Origin of the sequence: Microcoleus sp. F10-B2 (assembly GCF_036704965.1) — a bacterium.
Lineage (GTDB): Bacteria > Cyanobacteriota > Cyanobacteriia > Cyanobacteriales > Microcoleaceae > Microcoleus.
In genome coordinates, this window is sequence record NZ_JAUBTB010000063.1 from 15,880 (window position 1) to 34,569 (window position 18,690).

Sequence of the window (18,690 nt, forward strand, 5' to 3'; positions counted from 1 at the left end):
GCATCCGATATGCTAGGCCCTAAAATTTGGTTATTGGTTATTGGTTATTGGTTATTGGTTATTGGTTATTGGTTAACAGTGCGAGCTTCTAGCTCGCGAGCTAGAAGCTCGCACTTCCCAATCATTATCGGTGATTAGCCGGAAAGGATATTCCCCATGCCCCATGCCCCATGCCCCATGCCCAATTTCCAATAACTATTTAATATCCTCAATTCGGGCATTCAAACCGTTAGCGCTGAGCATTTGTAGCAATTCCTCAGCTTTTTCGCGTTCCCGAAAAGCACCGGCTTGCATCACCGGTCGTCCGCTGGAAAAAGAGCGAAAAGCACCGGGAACGAGAGATTGCATTTTTTGTCGATCGCGCCAACTGTCGGTATCCACCACAACTCGATACCGGAAACCCAAAGCTCTGGCTCGATCGAATGACGGCGCACTCTCCCGGGAATCGCGCAAAGAATTCCCCCCTAAAGGTGCAGGGACATAACCGCCCCTTCCTATCGGAATGTTGCCACCCGGAACCGGCAATCTACCCTCGGAAGAAACCGAACTCGAACTATCAAAATTGGGAGGAATCATTGGTTGCTGTACCGAACTTTCCGAAATTGATCGATAATTCGGATCGGGCACGGGAATGGCGATCGCCCCTTGGGCTAACGATGAAGCAGCGGCATTTCTCGGAGAAAGCTCTTGCTGCAACTGAGCGCTTGGCGGTGTCGAGCGATTTTGCACCGGTCGCCTGGAAACGGGCGCAGGCGGGGGAAGTGGCGCTCTTTCAACTCGGGGACTTAGCCGCCCGGGAGTGTAAGCCGGGAGAGAAGTGTCTGGGCCACCGATGCTGGGAGGTCGATCGGCCCTTAGCTGCAAAGCACTTCCCCCCATTGGCCCAGGGGTAAAAGCTCCCGCCACATCAACCGATCCCGTCGTCCGGCTGCTCGACAATTGATTGCCGTAAGCTGGGATTACTTGACCTTTGGCAGCATTGTTCACATCGTACTGACCGTTGTTGCGAATGACATTGCCCCCCGGTTCGGCAGCAGTTCCCAAATCCGGCAGAGCTCTCGATATCGCCACAATTCCGTCCCGCCGGTTACTCTCGATATAATTGTTGCGCAGCACCGGTCTAGCATCAGCTTGCACCACCACGCCGTCCTTATTGCGAGTAATTTTGTTGCCGATCAGCAGAGGCGAAGCGTTCTGCGCTACATTCACTCCAAATCCCGTGTTTTCAAACACATTATCTCGAACTTCCGGCTGGGAACTGCCAAAAATCGTGATGCCGTTAGCTCCATTTTTCGAGAAAACATTCCCGCCAATCGTCGGTCTGGAAGTACCGACTACCGAAATTCCGTCGTGAGTGCTGCCAGAAAAAGTATTGTTGACAACCGTCGGAGAACTCGATTCGATCCACAAAGCGTAACCGCGAGAGTTAGTATTCGTGACCGTCACCCCGCTGAGTCCCGCCCTGTCTGCGCCTAAAATCGCAATATTTTGACCCGCCGAAGTCGGACTGATAAAGTATCCTCCGCCTTTGATGACAATATTCTGACCGCGAGTGTTGGGATTTCCCTGAACTGTCACGCGGGGCCTGAGCATCAACGGAAATTTTTCGCCGGTTTGCTCGCTGTAAGTACCGGGCGCTAGCAAAATCGCTGTCTTGGGAGGGGCCACGCTCAAGGCGTAGGTAAGGGTTTTAAACGGAGCTCGATCGCTGCCGTTGCCTCCTGTGTCGCTGCCGCCCGTGGAGCTGACGTACAGTATGTTAATCTCGCTCTCTAGGGTCTGAGAAAGTAGCTGCACTCCGGGTATCCCGGCAGCGATAACTGACGGTTGATGGTTGCAAAGGGCGGTGGTGGCAAAAACGAGCAAAAGGCAAGAACTCAAACAAGATTTTTGCGATCGATTTTCTTTGCACCAGGTCTGTTGTGAGTAAATCAGCATAAAAAAACGCAACTTATCTGTAAGCCGAGTTTCGCCTCCGGTGTTTCGTGTCGGGTTTTCGCGATCGAAGTTTAAATACGCCCGCCTGTTTGGGTTGTTCTCCCTTAATCTTTTGTGTTGTTCTGCTAACCTCACGGCTCTCCTCCCAAGTGTGGTACGCAGCTTAACGATTTCACTCTCATCAAGTTTGATCTATTATGCTTCGTTTTTCTCAAATTCAATAAAACTTAAAAATTTGTCTAAATTAAATCGGTTGAGGTAAAAATTAGGCCGATCGCTTTGCTACGATCTTGACCGAGAATTTCCAAGGTGGTACAAGCCCCCGTCTCGCTCCGTGGAATCAATCGAAAGCATCTCAAATCTAAAATCCTCAATCCCCCGAATTTATCTCGCGCAAGTCAATCCAAAATCCTTGCATCTAAAATCTCAAATCGAATGACGGCGTGGGAGAATATAGCGGGTTGATTGGTACGATTAATTATAATTAGGGTGGTTCTGAATGACCGACAAACAAAACAGAATGACCGACAAACAAAACAGAACTTTACCGGCACAGCCAGCCCTCTGCCGGATCTTAGATGCAAATTTAGATCGATCGCGCGAAGGGTTGAGAATTATTGAAGAATGGTGCAGGTTTGGTCTCAACAGCGCCGATTTGGCTGGCGAGTGCAAGCAACTTCGCCAGGAATTGGCTGCTTGGCACGTCGCAGAATTGCGCAGTGCTAGGGATACGCCGGCCGATCCGGGTACGGAGTTGACTCACCCGCAGGAAGAGCAGCGTTCGAGCATTCAGCAGCTACTGGAGGCGAATTTCTCTCGGGTGGAAGAAGCTCTGCGGGTACTCGAAGAGTATGGCAAAATTTACGATCGGAATATGGGCGCGGCTTTTAAGCAGATGCGCTATCGGGTTTATACTCTCGAAAGCGATTTGCTGGCTTACCGGCGCTACCAGCAGTTACTCCGATCGCAGTTATACCTCGTAACTTCGCCGAGAGACAACTTGATGGGAGTCGTGGAAGCTGCTTTGCAAGGCGGACTGACTTTGGTGCAGTACCGCGACAAAAGCTCAGACGACGGCGCAAAGCTGGCTAACGCGCGCCAGTTGTGCGAACTTTGTCACCGCTACGATGCTTTGCTGATTGTCAACGATCGCGTAGATTTGGCGATCGCAGCGGATGCCGACGGCGTACACTTAGGACAGCAAGATTTGCCTGTAGCCGAAGCGCGCAAGTTGCTCGGCCCGGGACGGATCATCGGTTGTTCGACTACCAATGGCGAGGAAATGCAGCGAGCTGTTGATGGGGGAGCCGACTATATTGGAGTTGGGCCTGTTTATTCCACTCCTACTAAACCTGATAAACAGGCGGCGGGTTTGGACTATGTGCGGTATGCTGCTACTAAGTCACCGATTCCGTGGTTTGCGATCGGCGGAATTGATATCAACAACCTCGATGAAGTATTGAATGCTGGAGCTCAAAGGGTTGCCGCAGTACGGGCGATTATGGAAGCAGAACAGCCTACTTTAGTGACGCAGTTTTTCATCTCGCAGTTGATTCGGATGCAGAATCTAAAAGCTCAGAAAGCTTTGCACGGGAAAACTTAGTAAACGACGAGGACACGGCAATGCCGTTTCCCTACCCGGATATAATTGTAGGGAAACGGCATTGCCGTGTCCTGACTGTGGGTAATATTAATACCGATGCCACCGGATTTGATATAATTAATAACTAACAACTGATGATAAATCAAATTGCGCTGCAAGTTAACGGAGAAACCCGCAATTGTGCGATCGACACACCGTTACCAAAATTACTAGAACAATTGGGATTAAACCCCCGTTTGGTGGCTGTGGAGTACAACGGGGAAATTCTGCACAAACAATTTTGGGAAACTACACAGATGCAAGAGGGCGACATCTTAGAAGTTGTCACAATTGTCGGAGGAGGCTAGCCACAAATGGGTGACAAATTAAGCCTCTAGTCCGCCAGGGAATGAATTCCCTGGCTAATAGCTAAAGTCCTCTCAAGAGGACTAATAAGTTCTTCAGTCCTCATAGCGAGGACTTTAGCTTTGAGGCAGGGGTTTCAACCCCTGTCGGACTATCGGTTCTACGCTAAGTTGTCAGGAATCTGCCGAACCTAGGAACGAGGAACTAAACAGCGACAGCTTCAGCCACGGGTTCAGCCACAGGTGCTGCTACAACAGGATAAATGCTGACTTTCTTGCGAGTTTTGCCCTTTCTTTCAAAAGTCACCACACCGTCAACCAAAGCAAACAGAGTATCATCTCTGCCGATACCAACATTATTACCGGGGTGAACTTTAGTGCCGCGTTGGCGGATCAAAATGTTGCCAGCTTTGACAACTTGACCGCCGTACTTTTTGACGCCCAGACGCTGAGAATTAGAGTCGCGTCCGTTACGTGTACTGCCTGTACCTTTCTTGTGGGCCATAATATCCTCAACTGTATTTGCTATGTTTTATTCTGAATCAGTTTCGGCGGTTTGGGGAGTTTCCACAACTGCTTGAGTTAAGTCTCTGGCGGCTAAGACTGTACCGTTGACGCTAATCGAGTCAATCATAAAGCGAGTTGTTTCTTGACGGTGCCCTTTTTTCTTCCGAGTTTTCTTTTTCGGCTTCATCTTGTAGACGAGGACTTTGCGGCCCCGGAAATGCCGTAGAACCGTTCCTTCTACAGTGGCATTTTCTAGTAGAGGCTGGCCGATATGAACCTCGCCTTCGTGCTGGATCAGAAATACTTTGTCTATGGTGACTTTGGATTCAGCTTCAACGTGAAGCAGTTCGATGTCGTAGAAGCGGCCTGGTTCTACCCGAAATTGTTTGCCACCGGTCTCAATAATTGCGTAAGTCATGGGATAGTCGTTGGGTTTGCCGTACAGGTAGCTGAGCGGTGTTTTGCACCCGCGCCCGCAGATTGAAGCCTGGGGCTACACACACTAAGCCTTCGCAGGCCCTAGAGTTGTTTGTTTCAGCTTTTGGAATGTCTCGACCTGATCCGAGCAGGATTTAGACAGACAATCTATAACTATTGCTGATTTTGGTATTTTTGTCAAGTTCGATCGCGCCGGAAATTTCTAATTAGGTAGTCCTGGACGCACGGGCGGTCAGAAACCGGGTGTTTTTACGAAAATTCTGCGTTTTCAGCCAGAGATTAGGTAAAAAACCCGGTTTCTTCGGTCTTAATGGGTAAGCCCTGTTAGGGATAAAATATAGAAGATGCTGTAACTTTTTTATCCCATCGATCCAAAAGGTCGATCGAACTGGATTCAAGCCGTCGCAGAACATTTGCGCGATCGCAACAATTCCAAAGCTTGCTGTTTCACCCTACCTTCCATCACCTCTTTTTGCAAATTAATAAAAGCGTCAAAATCTTCTAAACCGTACTTGGTCATCTGCAACTGCTGTCGCAACTGTTCTTCTGCCTCAACCGTTAAGTAACCTGTCGCCAAAGCTTTTCGGACAATTTTACTGATTAAAGTCATACTAGATTCACCCTGAAGAAGTGCACGTTAAAACATTGGAGTTCTGTCACCAGACTAACTCAGCTTTTAGTTTGTTTCATAATTACTCTTCAAATCCGTTAAATCTACCTTAAGGCATACTTAAACATAGTTACTTTTGATACATACATCAAACTGTAGCAATTTTAAATGTAACGTGCGATTAAATTGGTATATTTAGTTTCTCTCTAACAACAACCGCCATTCTCTGACAGCAAAAGGAGGAACTAGCAATTCAGTTTCATTTTGATTTTTCACAGGCAAATTCAACCGCAAAGGTCGATTACTTGCCAATTGCGAAATTATTGATTTGAAATCGTATTCTCCGACATTAATCGGCAAATCCGACTCGCTCCAAATATCTTTTGCCGTGTCAACTTCGCGCTTGCCTGCCGCAACTTGCAGCGGAACAGGATGCTGCATTTCTATTCCCGGAAATCCTACTAATCTCAGATTTAAAGACTTTACTACTCCCGACTTGACTCGCTTGTACAAAACAACCTGCCATGCTTTATCGTCTGTATCGCGCAGGCTTTGTACGGATCGGAACATTACTGTCTCTGCAGTTTCTGGATATTTGTGAATCGAGGCGAAAGCGGACGGGCTAACTGCTAATATCAGATACAAGCACAAGCTAATAATAGTTAAAGTTCTACGCCAACAAAAATGTTTTTTCAATTTGCAATACTCCGATAATTTACAATTATTTTGCCAGACAATAAAGCCTAAAAAAATTAGGGTGTGCGCTGAGCACGTCACCTCTATAAATATCGCGTTAAACCACTTTTCTCGCAAGTTCTGATAGATTATTTATGGTAGTCTAGAAACCCGGCTTATCCGAAAAATATTGGTTGAGTAACTATGAAAACAGGAAGAAACCGGGTTGATGAGGCACGATTGCGTAAGTCCTAAATAATCTACCGAGGTGCTATTTCCAATCGGTTTCGGCTTGGGATAGCACGTAAGCTGAAACATCGATAATTTGTTGTTCCGACAAACGATCTTTGTAAGCGGGCATAATACCTTTGCCGTTGGTTACTAAGTTGGAAATGTTGGCGATGGAATCCATGCCGTATTTTTTTAAGGCTTTTTGTTTCAAGTTTTTGCCGCGCCTGATAATGTTGCTGCCGTTGATGTGACAGCCTGCACAGTTGGCGGTGAAGACTTCGGCTGCGGTTGCGGGATTTGTAGCTGTATCTGCGATCGCCATTTGGGAATTAGTGGCGATTTCTACAAATGCCAGTGTCAGTATCAATAAAACGGCGGTGAAGATTTTTTTTAATTTATTTATGGAAATCATCTATTTACAATCTGAAAAATACTGCTTGATTTAATGATATCACTAAATACGCATTTTCGGGTTGACTCAGCGATTCATTCTTCCCAATCGAATGTGCGGGAAACTGCTTTTTTCCAAAAGCGATATTTTTGCTCGCGAAGTGCGATCGGCATTTTCGGTTCCCAAATAAAATCCACCGCCCAATTGTCCCGCAATTCGGCTAGCTGACTCCAAAAACCCACCGCCAAACCGGCCGCATAAGCCGCACCGAGTGCAGTAGTTTCTGCTACCACAGGCCGCACCACTGGCACTCCCAAAACATCGCTCTGAAACTGCATCAGCGTGTGATTTCCCACCATACCTCCGTCTACTTTTAAAGACAAAAGCTGCACTGCTGAATCCTGATTCATAGCGTCCAATATTTCCCGCGTTTGCCACGCTGTCGCTTCCAATACTGCGCGGGCAATGTGTGCCTTAGTCGCGTAGCGAGTTAAACCTGCAATTACTCCCCGCGCGCTGTCTTTCCAATAGGGTGCGTAGAGTCCAGAAAAGGCCGGGACAACGTAAACTCCCCCGCTATCTTCGACTGTATTTGCTAATGTTTCTACTTCTGCAGATGTGTTGATGATGCCCAAATTGTCCCGCAGCCACTGCACTAGAGCTCCGGCGATCGCAATACTGCCTTCCAAAGCATACACAGCGGGCGATTCCCCCATCTTGTAGGCGACTGTTGTCAGCAACCCTTGCTTTGAACGGACGATCGTCTCACCGGTATTCAGCAGCATAAAACAGCCCGTACCGTAAGTATTTTTCGCCTCCCCCGGACTGAAACAAGTTTGCCCGACGAGGGCGGCTTGCTGATCGCCCAAAGCAGCAGCAATTGGAACACCATCTAACAATCCTTTTGCAGTTCCAAAAACTTGACTCGAAGGGCGAATTTCTGGCAGCATCTGGCGGGGAATTGCCATGATTTCCAAAGTTTCGGCATCCCAATCGAGGGTTTGCAAATCCATCAGCATCGTGCGGCTGGCGTTGGTAACATCAGTAATGTGCGCGCCGCCAGTCAGGTGCCAAATCAGAAAAGTATCGACATTGCCAAAAATCGCATCCCCTCGATTTGCAGCTTCCCGCAATCCTGAAATATTGTCCAACATCCACTTGATTTTCGGGCCGCTGAAATAAGTAGCCAGCGGCAAACCGCATCGTTCTTGAAATCGATCTTTGCCCTCAAATTCACCTAATTTTTCGCAAATAAAGCGAGTGCGGGTATCTTGCCAAACAATCGCATTGCCGTAAGGTTTGCCAGTGTTTCTGTCCCAAACAATTGCAGTTTCGCGCTGGTTGGTAATACCGAGAGCAGCAATATCTTTCGGGTCGATATTGCCGATTTCGAGGGCATTTTTAATGACGCTTTGGGTGCGCTGCCAAATTTCCTCGGGATTGTGTTCCACCCATCCCGGTTGCGGATAGATTTGCTGGTGTTCTTGTTGGTTGCTGCAAATTATCTGTCCCCGGCGATCGAATACGATAAACCGGGTGCTGGTAGTTCCTTGGTCGATCGCTGCTACGTATTTTTTTGCCAATTGTCTAAAATATTTTTAGTAATGAGGTCTTTAACGTATATGATACTATAGCTAGAAGTCAAATTAATCTCAAAAACTTTAGTTGAGGGAACTCCACAAGTTGAAACTGGCAGAGAAGTGTAGGACACGGCAGTGCCGTGTCCCTACGGGGAAGCTCACGATAGGCGAGTGTACTTCATAAATGTGGAATCTACTGTATATCTAGAAGTCAAATTAATGTCAAAAACTTTAGCTTAGGGAACTCCACAAGTTGAAACTGGCAGATTTGCTCAGACTCGATCGCACAATTAAGGTTATTGGCTTTGACGACGCTCCGTTTTCTCGTACAAGCGGCAGTTTGGTGTCGATCGCGGGCGTAGTCTGCGGGGGAACTCGATTTGAAGGAATGGTGTGGGGACAAGTTTTCCCCGACGGATTAGATGCCACGGATGCTATTTCTGGACTACTCATCGGAGGCAAATTTTTGCCGCAATTGCATCTGGTTTTGCTAGACGGAATTGCTTTCGGCGGCTTCAATATTATTGACCTTCCCGAGTTAGCTTCGCGGCTGCAAGTTCCTTGCGTTGCTGTCATGCGCCGCCAACCAGATTTAGCTGCTGTTGAAAAAGCACTCGGTCATTTACCAGACTCGGAATACCGTTTAGAATTGTTGCGCCGCGCCGGAAAAATTCACGCTTTTGAACCTTTCTTTTTTCAAGTTTGCGGCGAACAACCCGAAGTAATTGCGCTGGTTCTCCAGCGTTTGACAGACACTGGTAAAGTTCCTGAAGCTTTGCGTTTAGCTCATTTGATTGGTGCGGCGGTAATTAATGGAGTTAGTGGCAGTTCTGCTTGAATCATTGTTAAGAACGGGTCATTGTTAAGAACGGGCAAGATGCCCGTTCCACAAAGAGTAATTTTTTTTGTGGGGTTGGCATCCGGCCCGCCCATGAAAAGCTTATTGTAAATGATGTTATTCGATGAGTTTGTACCTACCTACTTACTTACACAATTTCGCCGTCAATTTCGCCGAATTCGATTTGAGTTCCCAACGCCAAAGTCAGGGTACTTTCAGGTTCTACCATTTTTATATCGCCTTGAATGTCTGTAGCCCACCAAGCGCGATCGCACAAATTGGTCAATCCTAACGAAAGCTCGTTTCTCGATCGAGAAGTGACTATAGCTACCAGACCGTTAGATGCTCCGGCTGTTAAACTCGGTATGTCAGAGGTGAATAGTTGAGTTCCCGCACTCAGAGGAATAACTCGACTGCCTAATTTCAGGGAAAATTGGCTGCTGGTAAAAGAATCCGCTGCGGATTTTTGTGATCTAATACTAGGCGGAACCTGAGCCGAATTTGGAGCAGGCAAGTCAGAGTTTCCTACTGTAATTGTACAGTTGCCGATTCTCTTTTGGTCGCCCGATCGCAAATAACTAACCGCCCCGCTATCCACATTCTCGCAAACAATTTGACCTGCTTCCAATTGAAACCGCATGGCCAAGGGCGAAACATTAGGAATGCAGATAATAGACAAATTTTCATCGCTACCAAAAGTCACCGGTTCGGAACCCAGAGTCAGAGTGCGATTTGCTCCGGTATCGTAACTAATTACCAGCCAAGCTTTGTTGAACAAAGTTTCAGCTACAACGAGCATAATTCCAATCCAAAAACCGATCGCAGCACAGCCAGCTAAACGGCCTGCTGTACCGGATAAATTGTAAGCAAACAGAATAAACAAACAGCCGCCCAAAACACCCCCAACACCGCCGCCTCCCGTGCCGCGAAGCGCTCCCAAATTAGGAATCCGCTGTGCAAGTCCCAGTCCTAACAAACTGCCAGCTATTCCCCAGCAAATTACTCGCAATAATTCGTTTTTGCCATCGCCAATCCCGCTATAAATGCCTTCGGCGATCGCCCCAGAAATGGCTCCTGCAATTAAACCAAACAATCCGCCATTTTTAAAAGCCTGTTTAATTTGAGGCTTGCCTTTTATATAGTAAAAATAGCCGAACATGATAGCAGTAGCAATCCCACCGCCTACCAATCCAAACCAGCGACCTGTGGAAAATACACTGTCAGGAAAAGATGCCGAACCAGTGAGTCGCTGCATGAAAGGTTCGGTGATGAGATTGCCGGCGAAACCGCCGACAGCACCGCTAATTCCAAACTGCAAAGCTTTTTTAAGGGCTGATAGATTTCTTTTCACGGCACACCAGATTAAAAGTGAGTGTCAAATCTAGCTACAAGCTCGAAAGTTACGATTTCCGACGATCTTATATCTGGCATCGCGATCGAGAACAGGCTTTCGGGCCTGTTCGACAAACACAAAGAGTTGAGTTTTCTTGTGGGGAGTAGGGGTTAGGCTCTTCTAGCCCGCCCGTCCAAGACTTATCGAAAATGATACAAGATGTGAGACGATCGCACATCTCTCCCCTGTCTCCCGCCTGTCTCCCTTCCCTCAGAGGGAAAAGTCTTTGAGCGTTGCGCCGTCGCCCGCCACAAATCCCCCTTAATGATCTATCGCCTGTAACCCTTGCTGCGAAAGCATTTTAGCAAATTTTAAATCGGTGAAATTTTAACGCTGAACACCCAAGCGAGGGCCCAAATATGAAAATGAATGTTACAAACTATTACAGTAACACTCAGAATGTGAACATAATGCCTCAAAATACTTGCGAGAGGTAGTTGTGTCAGAGAAGCAATATCCTTACTAACTGCCCGACAGTCACTCGATCGCCACTTAGTGGCCTGCTGCAATCTAAATCAAAAATTAAAGATCGCATCAGTCATTTGTGGTATTCTAAGCGACAGGCTTAGTGCGGGCACTCACAAGCGCACCGGCGTGAAGAACCAGCGCCGTCAAACATCGAAGGTCGCCTCCCGCCCACAACTTTAACAGTTGCTGGCTGTGGAAAGTCCGGCCTTCCCTGTCAAAGCTCCTGCCTGAGAATGAAAGGTACGGGATGCAAGCGCCCACCGTCGCTCGCTCAGCGGGGAGCAGTTCGTATAGCAAAATATCCAGCGGGTACACACAAGATGAGTATCGTCACCAAATCAATCGTCAACGCAGACGCCGAAGCTCGCTACTTGAGCCCAGGTGAATTAGATCGGATCAAGAGCTTTGTCACCTCTGGTGAACGCCGCGTCCGCATCGCCCAAATTTTGAGCGAATCCCGCGAACGCATCGTCAAGGCAGCAGGCGACCAACTTTTCCAAAAGCGCCCTGATGTTGTTTCTCCAGGCGGCAACGCTTACGGCGAAGAAATGACCGCAACTTGCTTGCGCGACCTCGACTACTACCTGCGTTTGATCACCTACGGAATCGTAGCTGGCGACATTACTCCGATCGAAGAAATCGGTATCGTCGGCGTCCGCGAAATGTACAAATCTCTCGGCACCCCGATTGAAGCCGTCGCCGAAGGCGTTCGCGCTATGAAAAGTGCAGCAAGTTCGCTGCTGTCTGGAGAAGACGCTTCCGAAGCTTCCTCTTACTTCGACTACGTTATCGGTGCGATGCAGTAAGGAATTTCGATTTTAGGTTTTCGATTTTAGATTGAAAAAAAGCGCCTTACTGCTAACAAGCTAAAAGCTTTTGCAGATAAAGGGCCACTTAAAAATCTCAAATCCCAAATCCCAAATTCTAAATTCTAGCTCCAAAATTGGACTGACTCAGCCACTTTCAAGGAAACAAGACAACCATGCAAGACGCAATTACCGCCGTTATCAATTCCTCTGACGTTCAAGGTAAGTACCTCGACATCAGCGCTCTAGACAAGCTCAAGAACTACTTCGCTTCTGGCGAACTGCGCGTCCGTGCAGCTACCTCCATCAGCGCCAATGCAGCCACAATCGTCAAAGAAGCAGTTGCTAAGTCTCTGTTGTACTCTGACGTAACTCGTCCCGGCGGCAATATGTACACCACTCGTCGTTATGCAGCTTGCATCCGCGACTTGGACTACTACCTCCGCTACGCCACCTACGCCATGCTAGCTGGCGACCCTTCCATCCTCGATGAGCGCGTGCTCAACGGTTTGAAAGAAACCTACAACTCCTTGGGCGTGCCCATCGGTTCTACCGTACAAGCAATCCAAGCAATGAAAGAAGTCACCGCCGGTTTGGTCGGTTCTGACGCTGGTAAAGAAATGGGCGTCTATTTCGACTACATCTGCTCTGGCTTGAGCTAAGACTCAGGAAGAAGGAAGAAGGAAAAAGGAAGAAGAAGGAAGAAAGAAAAATATTTATTTCTTGCCTCTTTTAACTTTTAACTTTGGACTTGTTACCTTTGGCTTTGAAAAGAGGTCAGGGAAGTTGAGAGTGATTGCTAGACCGTCAAAGGCTGGTCGAGAAAGCCCGACGAGTTTTAACGAGCTAGTTTTGACTCCTAACTCCCTGCCTTCAATCTTTAAAAAATCCATCTAATAATCTGTAAACCTACTCAGGAGTTTGTTTCCCATGAGAATGTTTAAGGTGACTGCTTGCGTCCCCAGTCAAACTCGCATCCGCACTCAGCGCGAATTGCAAAATACCTATTTTACTAAGCTTGTTCCTTACGACAACTGGTTCCGGGAACAGCAAAGAATTATGAAAATGGGCGGCAAAATTATTAAAGTGCAACTGGCTACCGGTAAGCCCGGAGCTAATACAGGTTTACTTTAAGAGCCGAAGCTGGATTAGTAGAGGGGTAAGAGGTCGCGATGACCTCTTTTTTGTTTGTTATAGTTATAGCAGAAGGAATAATGTCCAGCGTTGTTAATCTAATGATTGACAAATATTTCAATAAGCAGAAAGTATCACTGCGATTATCGCTAACAAAACAGCAAGCATTTGTGGTAATGTAATAGCCTCTTTCAAGAATAAAGACGATAATAATATAGTAATCAGCGGATAGATAGACGTAACACTCACTACATTGGCAACTTCACCTTTGCCAAGGGCTATAAAAAATACTAATGACGCCACAGTGCCGCAAACGCCAACTAACAAGGCAAACAAAATTCCCCTAACATCTCCCTCAAAACTAAAATTATTAGTTTGGATAATAATAAATAAAGTAGTTAAAATAGCGCCAATTGCTTCATAAACAAAAGCAGTTTTGTAGTCAATATATTTAGTCGCTAAATTGCCAAAAAATCCCCACAAACCATATAATAGCGAACAGATTAATGCGTAAATTAACCAATCTGGTACTTTAGCCATCTTTGTTAGAGTTTATTGAGATCGTTCTAAAATCCTATGGCTAATGACATTCGACGCTTCATTCCCTTTTTTGACCCCAGCGCGTCTCAATGGGCCGCTGAGGCTCGGTGGCTGAGGTGGCTGACTTTTCTGTGGCTGTTTGTCGGGCTGACAGCATTGTTTTCGGCTTCCTATCCCATTGCAAATTATGAATTTGGAGACGGCCTTTATTATTTTAAACGACAGCTAATCGCAGTGGCGATCGGGCTGGCAGGTTTTAACTTGATGGTGTATTCCCCCCTGCGCTACCTGCTGAAAACAGCTCAGTTAGGAGTCCTGTTGCTGCTGGGATTGCTCTGGTTGACCTTAGTTCCGGGGGTGGGAACCACTATCAACGGGGCGACTCGCTGGATATCTCTGGGCCCGGTTCCAATTATTCAACCTTCTGAGTTGATCAAGCCGTTTTTCGTTCTTCAAAGCGCCCGCATTTTCGGCAACTGGCCCCGGTTGACGAATAAAGTTCGCTTTACTTGGCTGTTAATTTTCGGTGCAATGCTGTTGGGAATTTTGTTGCAGCCGAATTTAAGTACCACGGCTTTGTGCGGGATGACTTTGTGGTTAGTGGCTTTAGCGGCTGGCTTGCCTTATTTGCAGTTGGGCGCAACGGCTATTGGGGGAATGCTTTTGGCAGTTTTAAGTATTAGTTTTAGGGAATACCAGCGCCGCCGGATTATGTCTTTCCTCAATCCTTGGGCAGATCCGATGCAAGACGGTTATCAGTTGATTCAAAGTCTTCTGGCTGTGGGTTCAGGGGGCATTTGGGGTGTGGGTTTGGGGATGTCGCAGCAAAAGTTATTTTATCTGCCGATTCAGTACAGCGATTTTATTTTTGCTGTGTTTGCTGAGGAGTTTGGTTTGGTGGGAGGTTTCTCGCTGTTGCTGATGTTGGCGGCTTACTCTACTGTGGCGTTGAGGGTAGCGATGAAGGCTCGAAATAGTGAGAGTCAGTTGGTGGCGATTGGGGTGATGGTGGTGATGGTGGGACAGTCGCTGCTGAATATTGGGGTGGCGACGGGGGTTTTGCCGACTACGGGTTTGCCGCTGCCGTTTTTTAGTTACGGGGGTTCTTCGATGTTGGCAAGTTTGTTGTTGTCGGGGTTGCTGATTCGGGTGGCGAGGGAGAGTTCTGAGGCTGATGTGGTTTCTTTAAACGGCCTCCGTGGAAAGCCGGGAAAGCCGAACTTACGATCGAACAACGGCACTACACAAACCGAATAATTTGTCAAGTTATTTCTTTGAGGCGCGGGTAGCTAGAAACCGGGTTTTTTAACCAAAATATTTGCTTAAAACCTTCAATAAGAGTCAAAAAACCCGGTTTCTTTACCTTCTGTGGCCCCGTCATTCCGGGCGATCGACTATTTCCGCCCGTCACCCTTATTGGGCGGTTCTTCTTGTTGTTCTTGAGGTTTAGCTGTGATGTCAGTTAATTCTTTTTTGTCTGGTTGCGGTGTTTCTTGAGTTGAGTTAGCCATTGAGTTTGGTCATAAATAGATGCACCGCTTAATTATATCGTTTCGGGCTGCAAAGATATTGCTGTAGATATCGAGCGGAAAATCAAGACGAACAATTCTCATGGAGTGGCATTTGAGCTTTAATAAGTGTTAGCAATATTTTGATGTGTCAAGCGGATATTCAAACCAGAGGCCTGTCAAAAGTTATGAAACTGCAAAAAATTGGATTGTCGGGACTCATCTCAATCTTACCGACGCTGACTGTAGGTGAGTTTCGGTTTATCCCTAATTCTCAATTTAAAATCCTCAATTCTCAGGCCTTGGCTCAAACTCAAGCTCAGCGGAAAGCCGAAGCAGACCGACTGTTCAAGCAAGGGATTCAGCAGTATCAGATTAGTCAATTTCAAGCTGCTTTGCAGTCTTGGCAACAGGCACTAATAATTTATAGAGAAATAAAAGACCGCCAAAGCGAGGGGGCGGCTCTGGGAAGTCTGGGAATTGCTTACCTTAACCTCGGCGACTACGCCAAAGGTATCGAGTACGCTCAGCAGTGGTTGGCGATTGCGCGAGAAATTAAAGACCGCCAAAGCGAGGGGGCCGCTCTGGGAAGTCTGGGAATTGCTTACCTTTCCCTCGACGACTACGCCAAAGCGATCGAGTACACTCAGCAGTGGTTGGCGATCGCGCGCGAAATTAAAGACCGCCAAAGCGAGGGGAAAGCTCTGGGAAATCTGGGAAATGCTTACTTTTCCCTCGGCGACTACGCCAAAGCGATCGAGTACGCTCAGCAGCAGTTAGCGATCGCGCGAGAAATTAAAGACCGCCAAAGCGAGGGGGCCGCTCTGGGAAATCTGGGACTTGCTTACCGTAACCTCGGCGACTACGCCAAAGCCATCGAGTACGCTCAGCAGCATTTGGCGATCGCGCGAGAAATTAAAGACCGCGACAGCGAGGGGAACGCTCTGGGAAATCTGGGAAGTGCTTACGATAACCTCGGCAACTACGCCAAAGCGATCGAGTACCAACAGCAGTCGTTGGCGATCGCGCGCGAAATTAAAGACCGCCGAAGCGAGGGGAAATCTCTGGGAAATCTGGGAATTGCTTACCGCAACCTCGGCGACTACGCCAAAGCGATCGAGTACGCTCAGCAGCACTTGGCGATCGCGCGAGAAATTAAAGACCGCCAAAGCGAGGGGATAGCTCTGGGAAATCTGGGAAATGCTTACCGTAACCTCGGCGACTACGCCAAAGCGATCGAGTACACTCAGCAGCAGTTGGCGGTCGCGCGCGAAATTAAAGACCGCGACAGCGAGGGGGGCGCTCTGAACAATCTAGGATTGGCTCTCTACAAATCGGGCGATCTCCCAGCAGCAGAAAAAAACCTACTTGATAGTATTAAAGTTTTGGAATCTCTCCGTGCTGGATTAGACGATGCCAATAAAGTGTCAATCTTTGAAACGCAAACTAACCCCTACCTAATTTTACAGCAAGTCTTCATCGCTCGGAAAAAAACTAATGACGCTTTAGAAATTGCCGAACGAGGTAGAGCCAGAGCTTTTGTCGAGTTATTGGCATCTCGCCTTGCCCCATCTGCCTCTGTCCCAACTACTATCAACCCCCCCAATATCCAGCAAATTCAAAAAATCGCTAAAGAGCAAAACGCTACCCTCGTCGAGTATTCAACTATTTGGAATGAAGCCCTTTATATTTGGGTCATCAAGCCGACTGGTGAAATTACCTTTCGCTCAGTTGACCTCAAATCTCTCGACATCAATCTACCCGAAGCCACCGAAGGGACAAGAGTATCTGCTGCTACTGGGAGGAGAGGATTAAACGAGCAAGATACAGCCTTAGCTGAGATGATTCGCGGCACTCGCGAGGCTCTGGGTGTATCAGCGGGGGACACTGCCAATAAACAAACAGCTAATCCCCCTGCTTCTACCCCTGCTAATTCTCGCATAATCTACCCCAAATTACAGCAAAGTTATCAACTACTGATTCAACCTATTGCCGATCTTTTACCTACTGACCCGAATGCTCCTGTCATCTTCATTCCCCATAAATCCCTGTTTTTAGTTCCCTTTGTCGCCTTACAAGATCCGACAGGTCAATATTTGATTGAAAAACATACCATCCTCACTGCTCCCGCAATTCAAATTTTGGATTTAACCCGCCGATCGCGGCAAAAAGTCCGACAACTTTCTCTGCAAAATAACCTCGTCATCGGCAATCCAATTATGCCCAAAATTGGCAACCCGCCGCGCCAATTAGCTCCCTTACCGGGCAGCGAACAGGAAGCAATTACAATTGCCCAACTTCTGAATACTAAACCGATTACAGGCTCTCAAGCCACTAAAGCATCGATTGTTCAACAGATGCTAAAAGCCCGAATTATTCATCTGGCAACTCACGGATTACTCAATGAAGTGAAGAGGCGAGATTTACCTGGAGCGATCGCCCTTGCTCCATCAGGAAATGATGATGGATTGCTGACTTCGAGCGAAATCTTGGATTTAAAATTAAATGCTGAATTAGTGGTATTAAGTGCTTGCAATACTGGCAGAGGAAAACTCACAGGTGATGGTGTGCTTGGATTATCTCGTGCTTTAATTAGTGCTGGTGTTTCCAGTATAATCGTTTCTCTGTGGTTAGTGCCCGATGAGCCGACAGCGGAATTAATGGCAGAATTCTATCGCCAATTACAGAAAAACCCGAATAAAGCTCAAGCTTTGCGGCAAGCGATGCTGATGACAATGAAGATGCACCCAACTCCGCAAGATTGGGCAGCGTTTACGCTGATTGGCGAAGCAGAATAAGATTTTTTTCTGCGCTTGCTACACTGCTTGAGGGTTGCAGCCAAACAAATCGGAGGTGGACGCAAAAACATCTTTGTTAAGTATTAAATGCCGATCGCCATCTCGACTGATTAACCCTTGCTGCTGCAATTTTCCCAGCATTCGAGTTACTGTTACCCGCGTCGTGCAAATAGCATTAGCAATATCTTGATGTGTCAAACGGATATTCAAACGAGTTCCCTCAACCACTGGCTGACCGAAGTCCTGTTGCAATAATAGCAGTAGCTGATACAAACGGTCATCTACTCGGCGCTGTCCGGCGATCGCTAAAATTGCTTCCATTTGTCGCAGCCGCCGTACCATTTGAGGCAGCAACTCGTGAGCCAATTGAGGAGAAGCTTCGATTTCCACCATAGAATACCACATCAAATAAATATCTGATGTCGCCGTAGCTCGGTAAGTCTGCAAATTTGTCAACCACAAACCGAAGCACATCGAAGGCCCAACCCAACCCAAAAGTCCTTCTTCCCCGCTTGGATAAAGCGTGCTCAGTTGTGCTAGACCCTGACAGACTCGCCAAAGGCCTTGCGACATCATAGGAATGGTTTCGCCCTTGGCATAAAAATGCAAGTTGCGAGTCGCTCCTGTGTTATGCTGGATTTCCGCTAAAAGTGCTTTGGATGTTGGTGGCATATCGCTTATTTCCAGCTAAAAAACATTGGTCTGAGACCTACATTGCTCACTCTAGCCGACAAAGGTAAAGGTTTGGTAATCGTCTGGTTAGCGGCAAGATAAGCTTTAGTCATTAGTTGTCAGTCATTAGTTGTTATAAAATGACTGACAACCGGGTGGATTATGGAAAATAAATGCACTCGTTACACGAGCATATTAAATAAATATTTAAGTGGA

General features: G+C 47.2%; 18 protein-coding genes. 8 read left to right on the forward strand and 10 right to left on the reverse strand.

Features of this window, described 5'->3' with window-relative positions:
- Positions 1-195: 195 nt before the first annotated feature.
- Positions 196-1,938 (reverse strand): DUF1565 domain-containing protein, encoded by a 1,743-nt coding sequence (locus QUA99_RS22415; protein ID WP_333241107.1) that lies wholly within the window; start codon positions 1,936-1,938, stop codon positions 196-198.
- A gap of 520 nt (positions 1,939-2,458) precedes the next feature.
- Between QUA99_RS22415 and QUA99_RS22420 the strand changes: the two genes are divergently transcribed.
- Complete coding sequence (locus QUA99_RS22420) at positions 2,459-3,541, forward strand: thiamine phosphate synthase (protein WP_333241123.1); 1,083 nt, start codon at positions 2,459-2,461, stop codon at positions 3,539-3,541.
- A gap of 134 nt (positions 3,542-3,675) precedes the next feature.
- The gene (thiS, locus tag QUA99_RS22425; RefSeq protein ID WP_015176890.1) at positions 3,676-3,888 is read left to right on the forward strand and encodes a sulfur carrier protein ThiS; all 213 of its coding nucleotides are present in this window, start codon (positions 3,676-3,678) and stop codon (positions 3,886-3,888) included.
- 202 nt (positions 3,889-4,090) lie between these two features.
- On the opposite strand, the gene rpmA is transcribed toward thiS, so the two are convergent.
- From rpmA to glpK, 6 genes are all read right to left on the reverse strand, one after another.
- The gene (gene rpmA / locus QUA99_RS22430; RefSeq protein WP_333076164.1) at positions 4,091-4,390 is read right to left on the reverse strand and encodes a 50S ribosomal protein L27; all 300 of its coding nucleotides are present in this window, start codon (positions 4,388-4,390) and stop codon (positions 4,091-4,093) included.
- Positions 4,391-4,417: 27 nt separating this feature from the next.
- The gene (rplU, locus tag QUA99_RS22435; RefSeq protein WP_333036112.1) at positions 4,418-4,810 is read right to left on the reverse strand and encodes a 50S ribosomal protein L21; all 393 of its coding nucleotides are present in this window, start codon (positions 4,808-4,810) and stop codon (positions 4,418-4,420) included.
- A gap of 414 nt (positions 4,811-5,224) precedes the next feature.
- Entirely contained in the window at positions 5,225-5,440 is a 216-nt protein-coding gene (locus QUA99_RS22440; protein ID WP_333145179.1) for a hypothetical protein, read from the reverse strand.
- 195 nt (positions 5,441-5,635) lie between these two features.
- Positions 5,636-6,217 carry a DUF3122 domain-containing protein gene (locus tag QUA99_RS22445; protein WP_333241105.1) on the reverse strand — a complete coding sequence of 194 codons (582 nt, stop codon included), beginning with the start codon at positions 6,215-6,217 and terminating at the stop codon, positions 5,636-5,638.
- A 169-nt stretch (positions 6,218-6,386) separates the two neighbouring features.
- Entirely contained in the window at positions 6,387-6,758 is a 372-nt protein-coding gene (locus tag QUA99_RS22450) for a c-type cytochrome (RefSeq protein ID WP_333241104.1), read from the reverse strand.
- 74 nt (positions 6,759-6,832) lie between these two features.
- Positions 6,833-8,320, reverse strand: coding sequence for a glycerol kinase GlpK (glpK, locus tag QUA99_RS22455; protein WP_333241102.1), 1,488 nt, complete (start codon positions 8,318-8,320; stop codon positions 6,833-6,835).
- 250 nt (positions 8,321-8,570) lie between these two features.
- On the opposite strand from glpK, the gene QUA99_RS22460 reads away from it, so the two are divergent.
- Positions 8,571-9,155 (forward strand): endonuclease dU, encoded by a 585-nt coding sequence (locus QUA99_RS22460; RefSeq protein ID WP_333241101.1) that lies wholly within the window; start codon positions 8,571-8,573, stop codon positions 9,153-9,155.
- Between the two features lie 148 nt (positions 9,156-9,303).
- Here QUA99_RS22460 and QUA99_RS22465 read toward each other — a convergent pair whose 3' ends face one another.
- On the reverse strand, positions 9,304-10,506 hold the full coding sequence (locus tag QUA99_RS22465; protein ID WP_333241099.1) for a hypothetical protein: 1,203 nt from the start codon (positions 10,504-10,506) through the stop codon (positions 9,304-9,306).
- 830 nt (positions 10,507-11,336) lie between these two features.
- Between QUA99_RS22465 and apcA the strand changes: the two genes are divergently transcribed.
- From apcA to QUA99_RS22480, 3 genes are all read left to right on the forward strand, one after another.
- Positions 11,337-11,822 carry an allophycocyanin subunit alpha gene (gene apcA / locus QUA99_RS22470; protein ID WP_015176901.1) on the forward strand — a complete coding sequence of 162 codons (486 nt, stop codon included), beginning with the start codon at positions 11,337-11,339 and terminating at the stop codon, positions 11,820-11,822.
- Between the two features lie 176 nt (positions 11,823-11,998).
- A complete protein-coding gene (gene apcB / locus QUA99_RS22475; protein WP_015176902.1) occupies positions 11,999-12,484 on the forward strand; it encodes an allophycocyanin subunit beta in 486 nt (161 codons plus the stop codon).
- Between the two features lie 268 nt (positions 12,485-12,752).
- Positions 12,753-12,956 carry a phycobilisome linker polypeptide gene (locus tag QUA99_RS22480; protein ID WP_007356911.1) on the forward strand — a complete coding sequence of 68 codons (204 nt, stop codon included), beginning with the start codon at positions 12,753-12,755 and terminating at the stop codon, positions 12,954-12,956.
- 117 nt (positions 12,957-13,073) lie between these two features.
- Here the strand turns inward: QUA99_RS22480 and QUA99_RS22485 are convergent, their stop codons facing one another.
- Entirely contained in the window at positions 13,074-13,496 is a 423-nt protein-coding gene (locus tag QUA99_RS22485) for an EamA family transporter (protein ID WP_333241097.1), read from the reverse strand.
- Between the two features lie 36 nt (positions 13,497-13,532).
- On the opposite strand from QUA99_RS22485, the gene QUA99_RS22490 reads away from it, so the two are divergent.
- A complete protein-coding gene (locus QUA99_RS22490; RefSeq protein WP_333241096.1) occupies positions 13,533-14,753 on the forward strand; it encodes an FtsW/RodA/SpoVE family cell cycle protein in 1,221 nt (406 codons plus the stop codon).
- Positions 14,754-15,192: 439 nt separating this feature from the next.
- The gene (locus QUA99_RS22495; RefSeq protein WP_333460418.1) at positions 15,193-17,802 is read left to right on the forward strand and encodes a CHAT domain-containing tetratricopeptide repeat protein; all 2,610 of its coding nucleotides are present in this window, start codon (positions 15,193-15,195) and stop codon (positions 17,800-17,802) included.
- A gap of 18 nt (positions 17,803-17,820) precedes the next feature.
- Here QUA99_RS22495 and QUA99_RS22500 read toward each other — a convergent pair whose 3' ends face one another.
- Positions 17,821-18,474 (reverse strand): Crp/Fnr family transcriptional regulator, encoded by a 654-nt coding sequence (locus QUA99_RS22500; RefSeq protein ID WP_333241093.1) that lies wholly within the window; start codon positions 18,472-18,474, stop codon positions 17,821-17,823.
- Between the last annotated feature and the right edge of the window lie 216 nt (positions 18,475-18,690).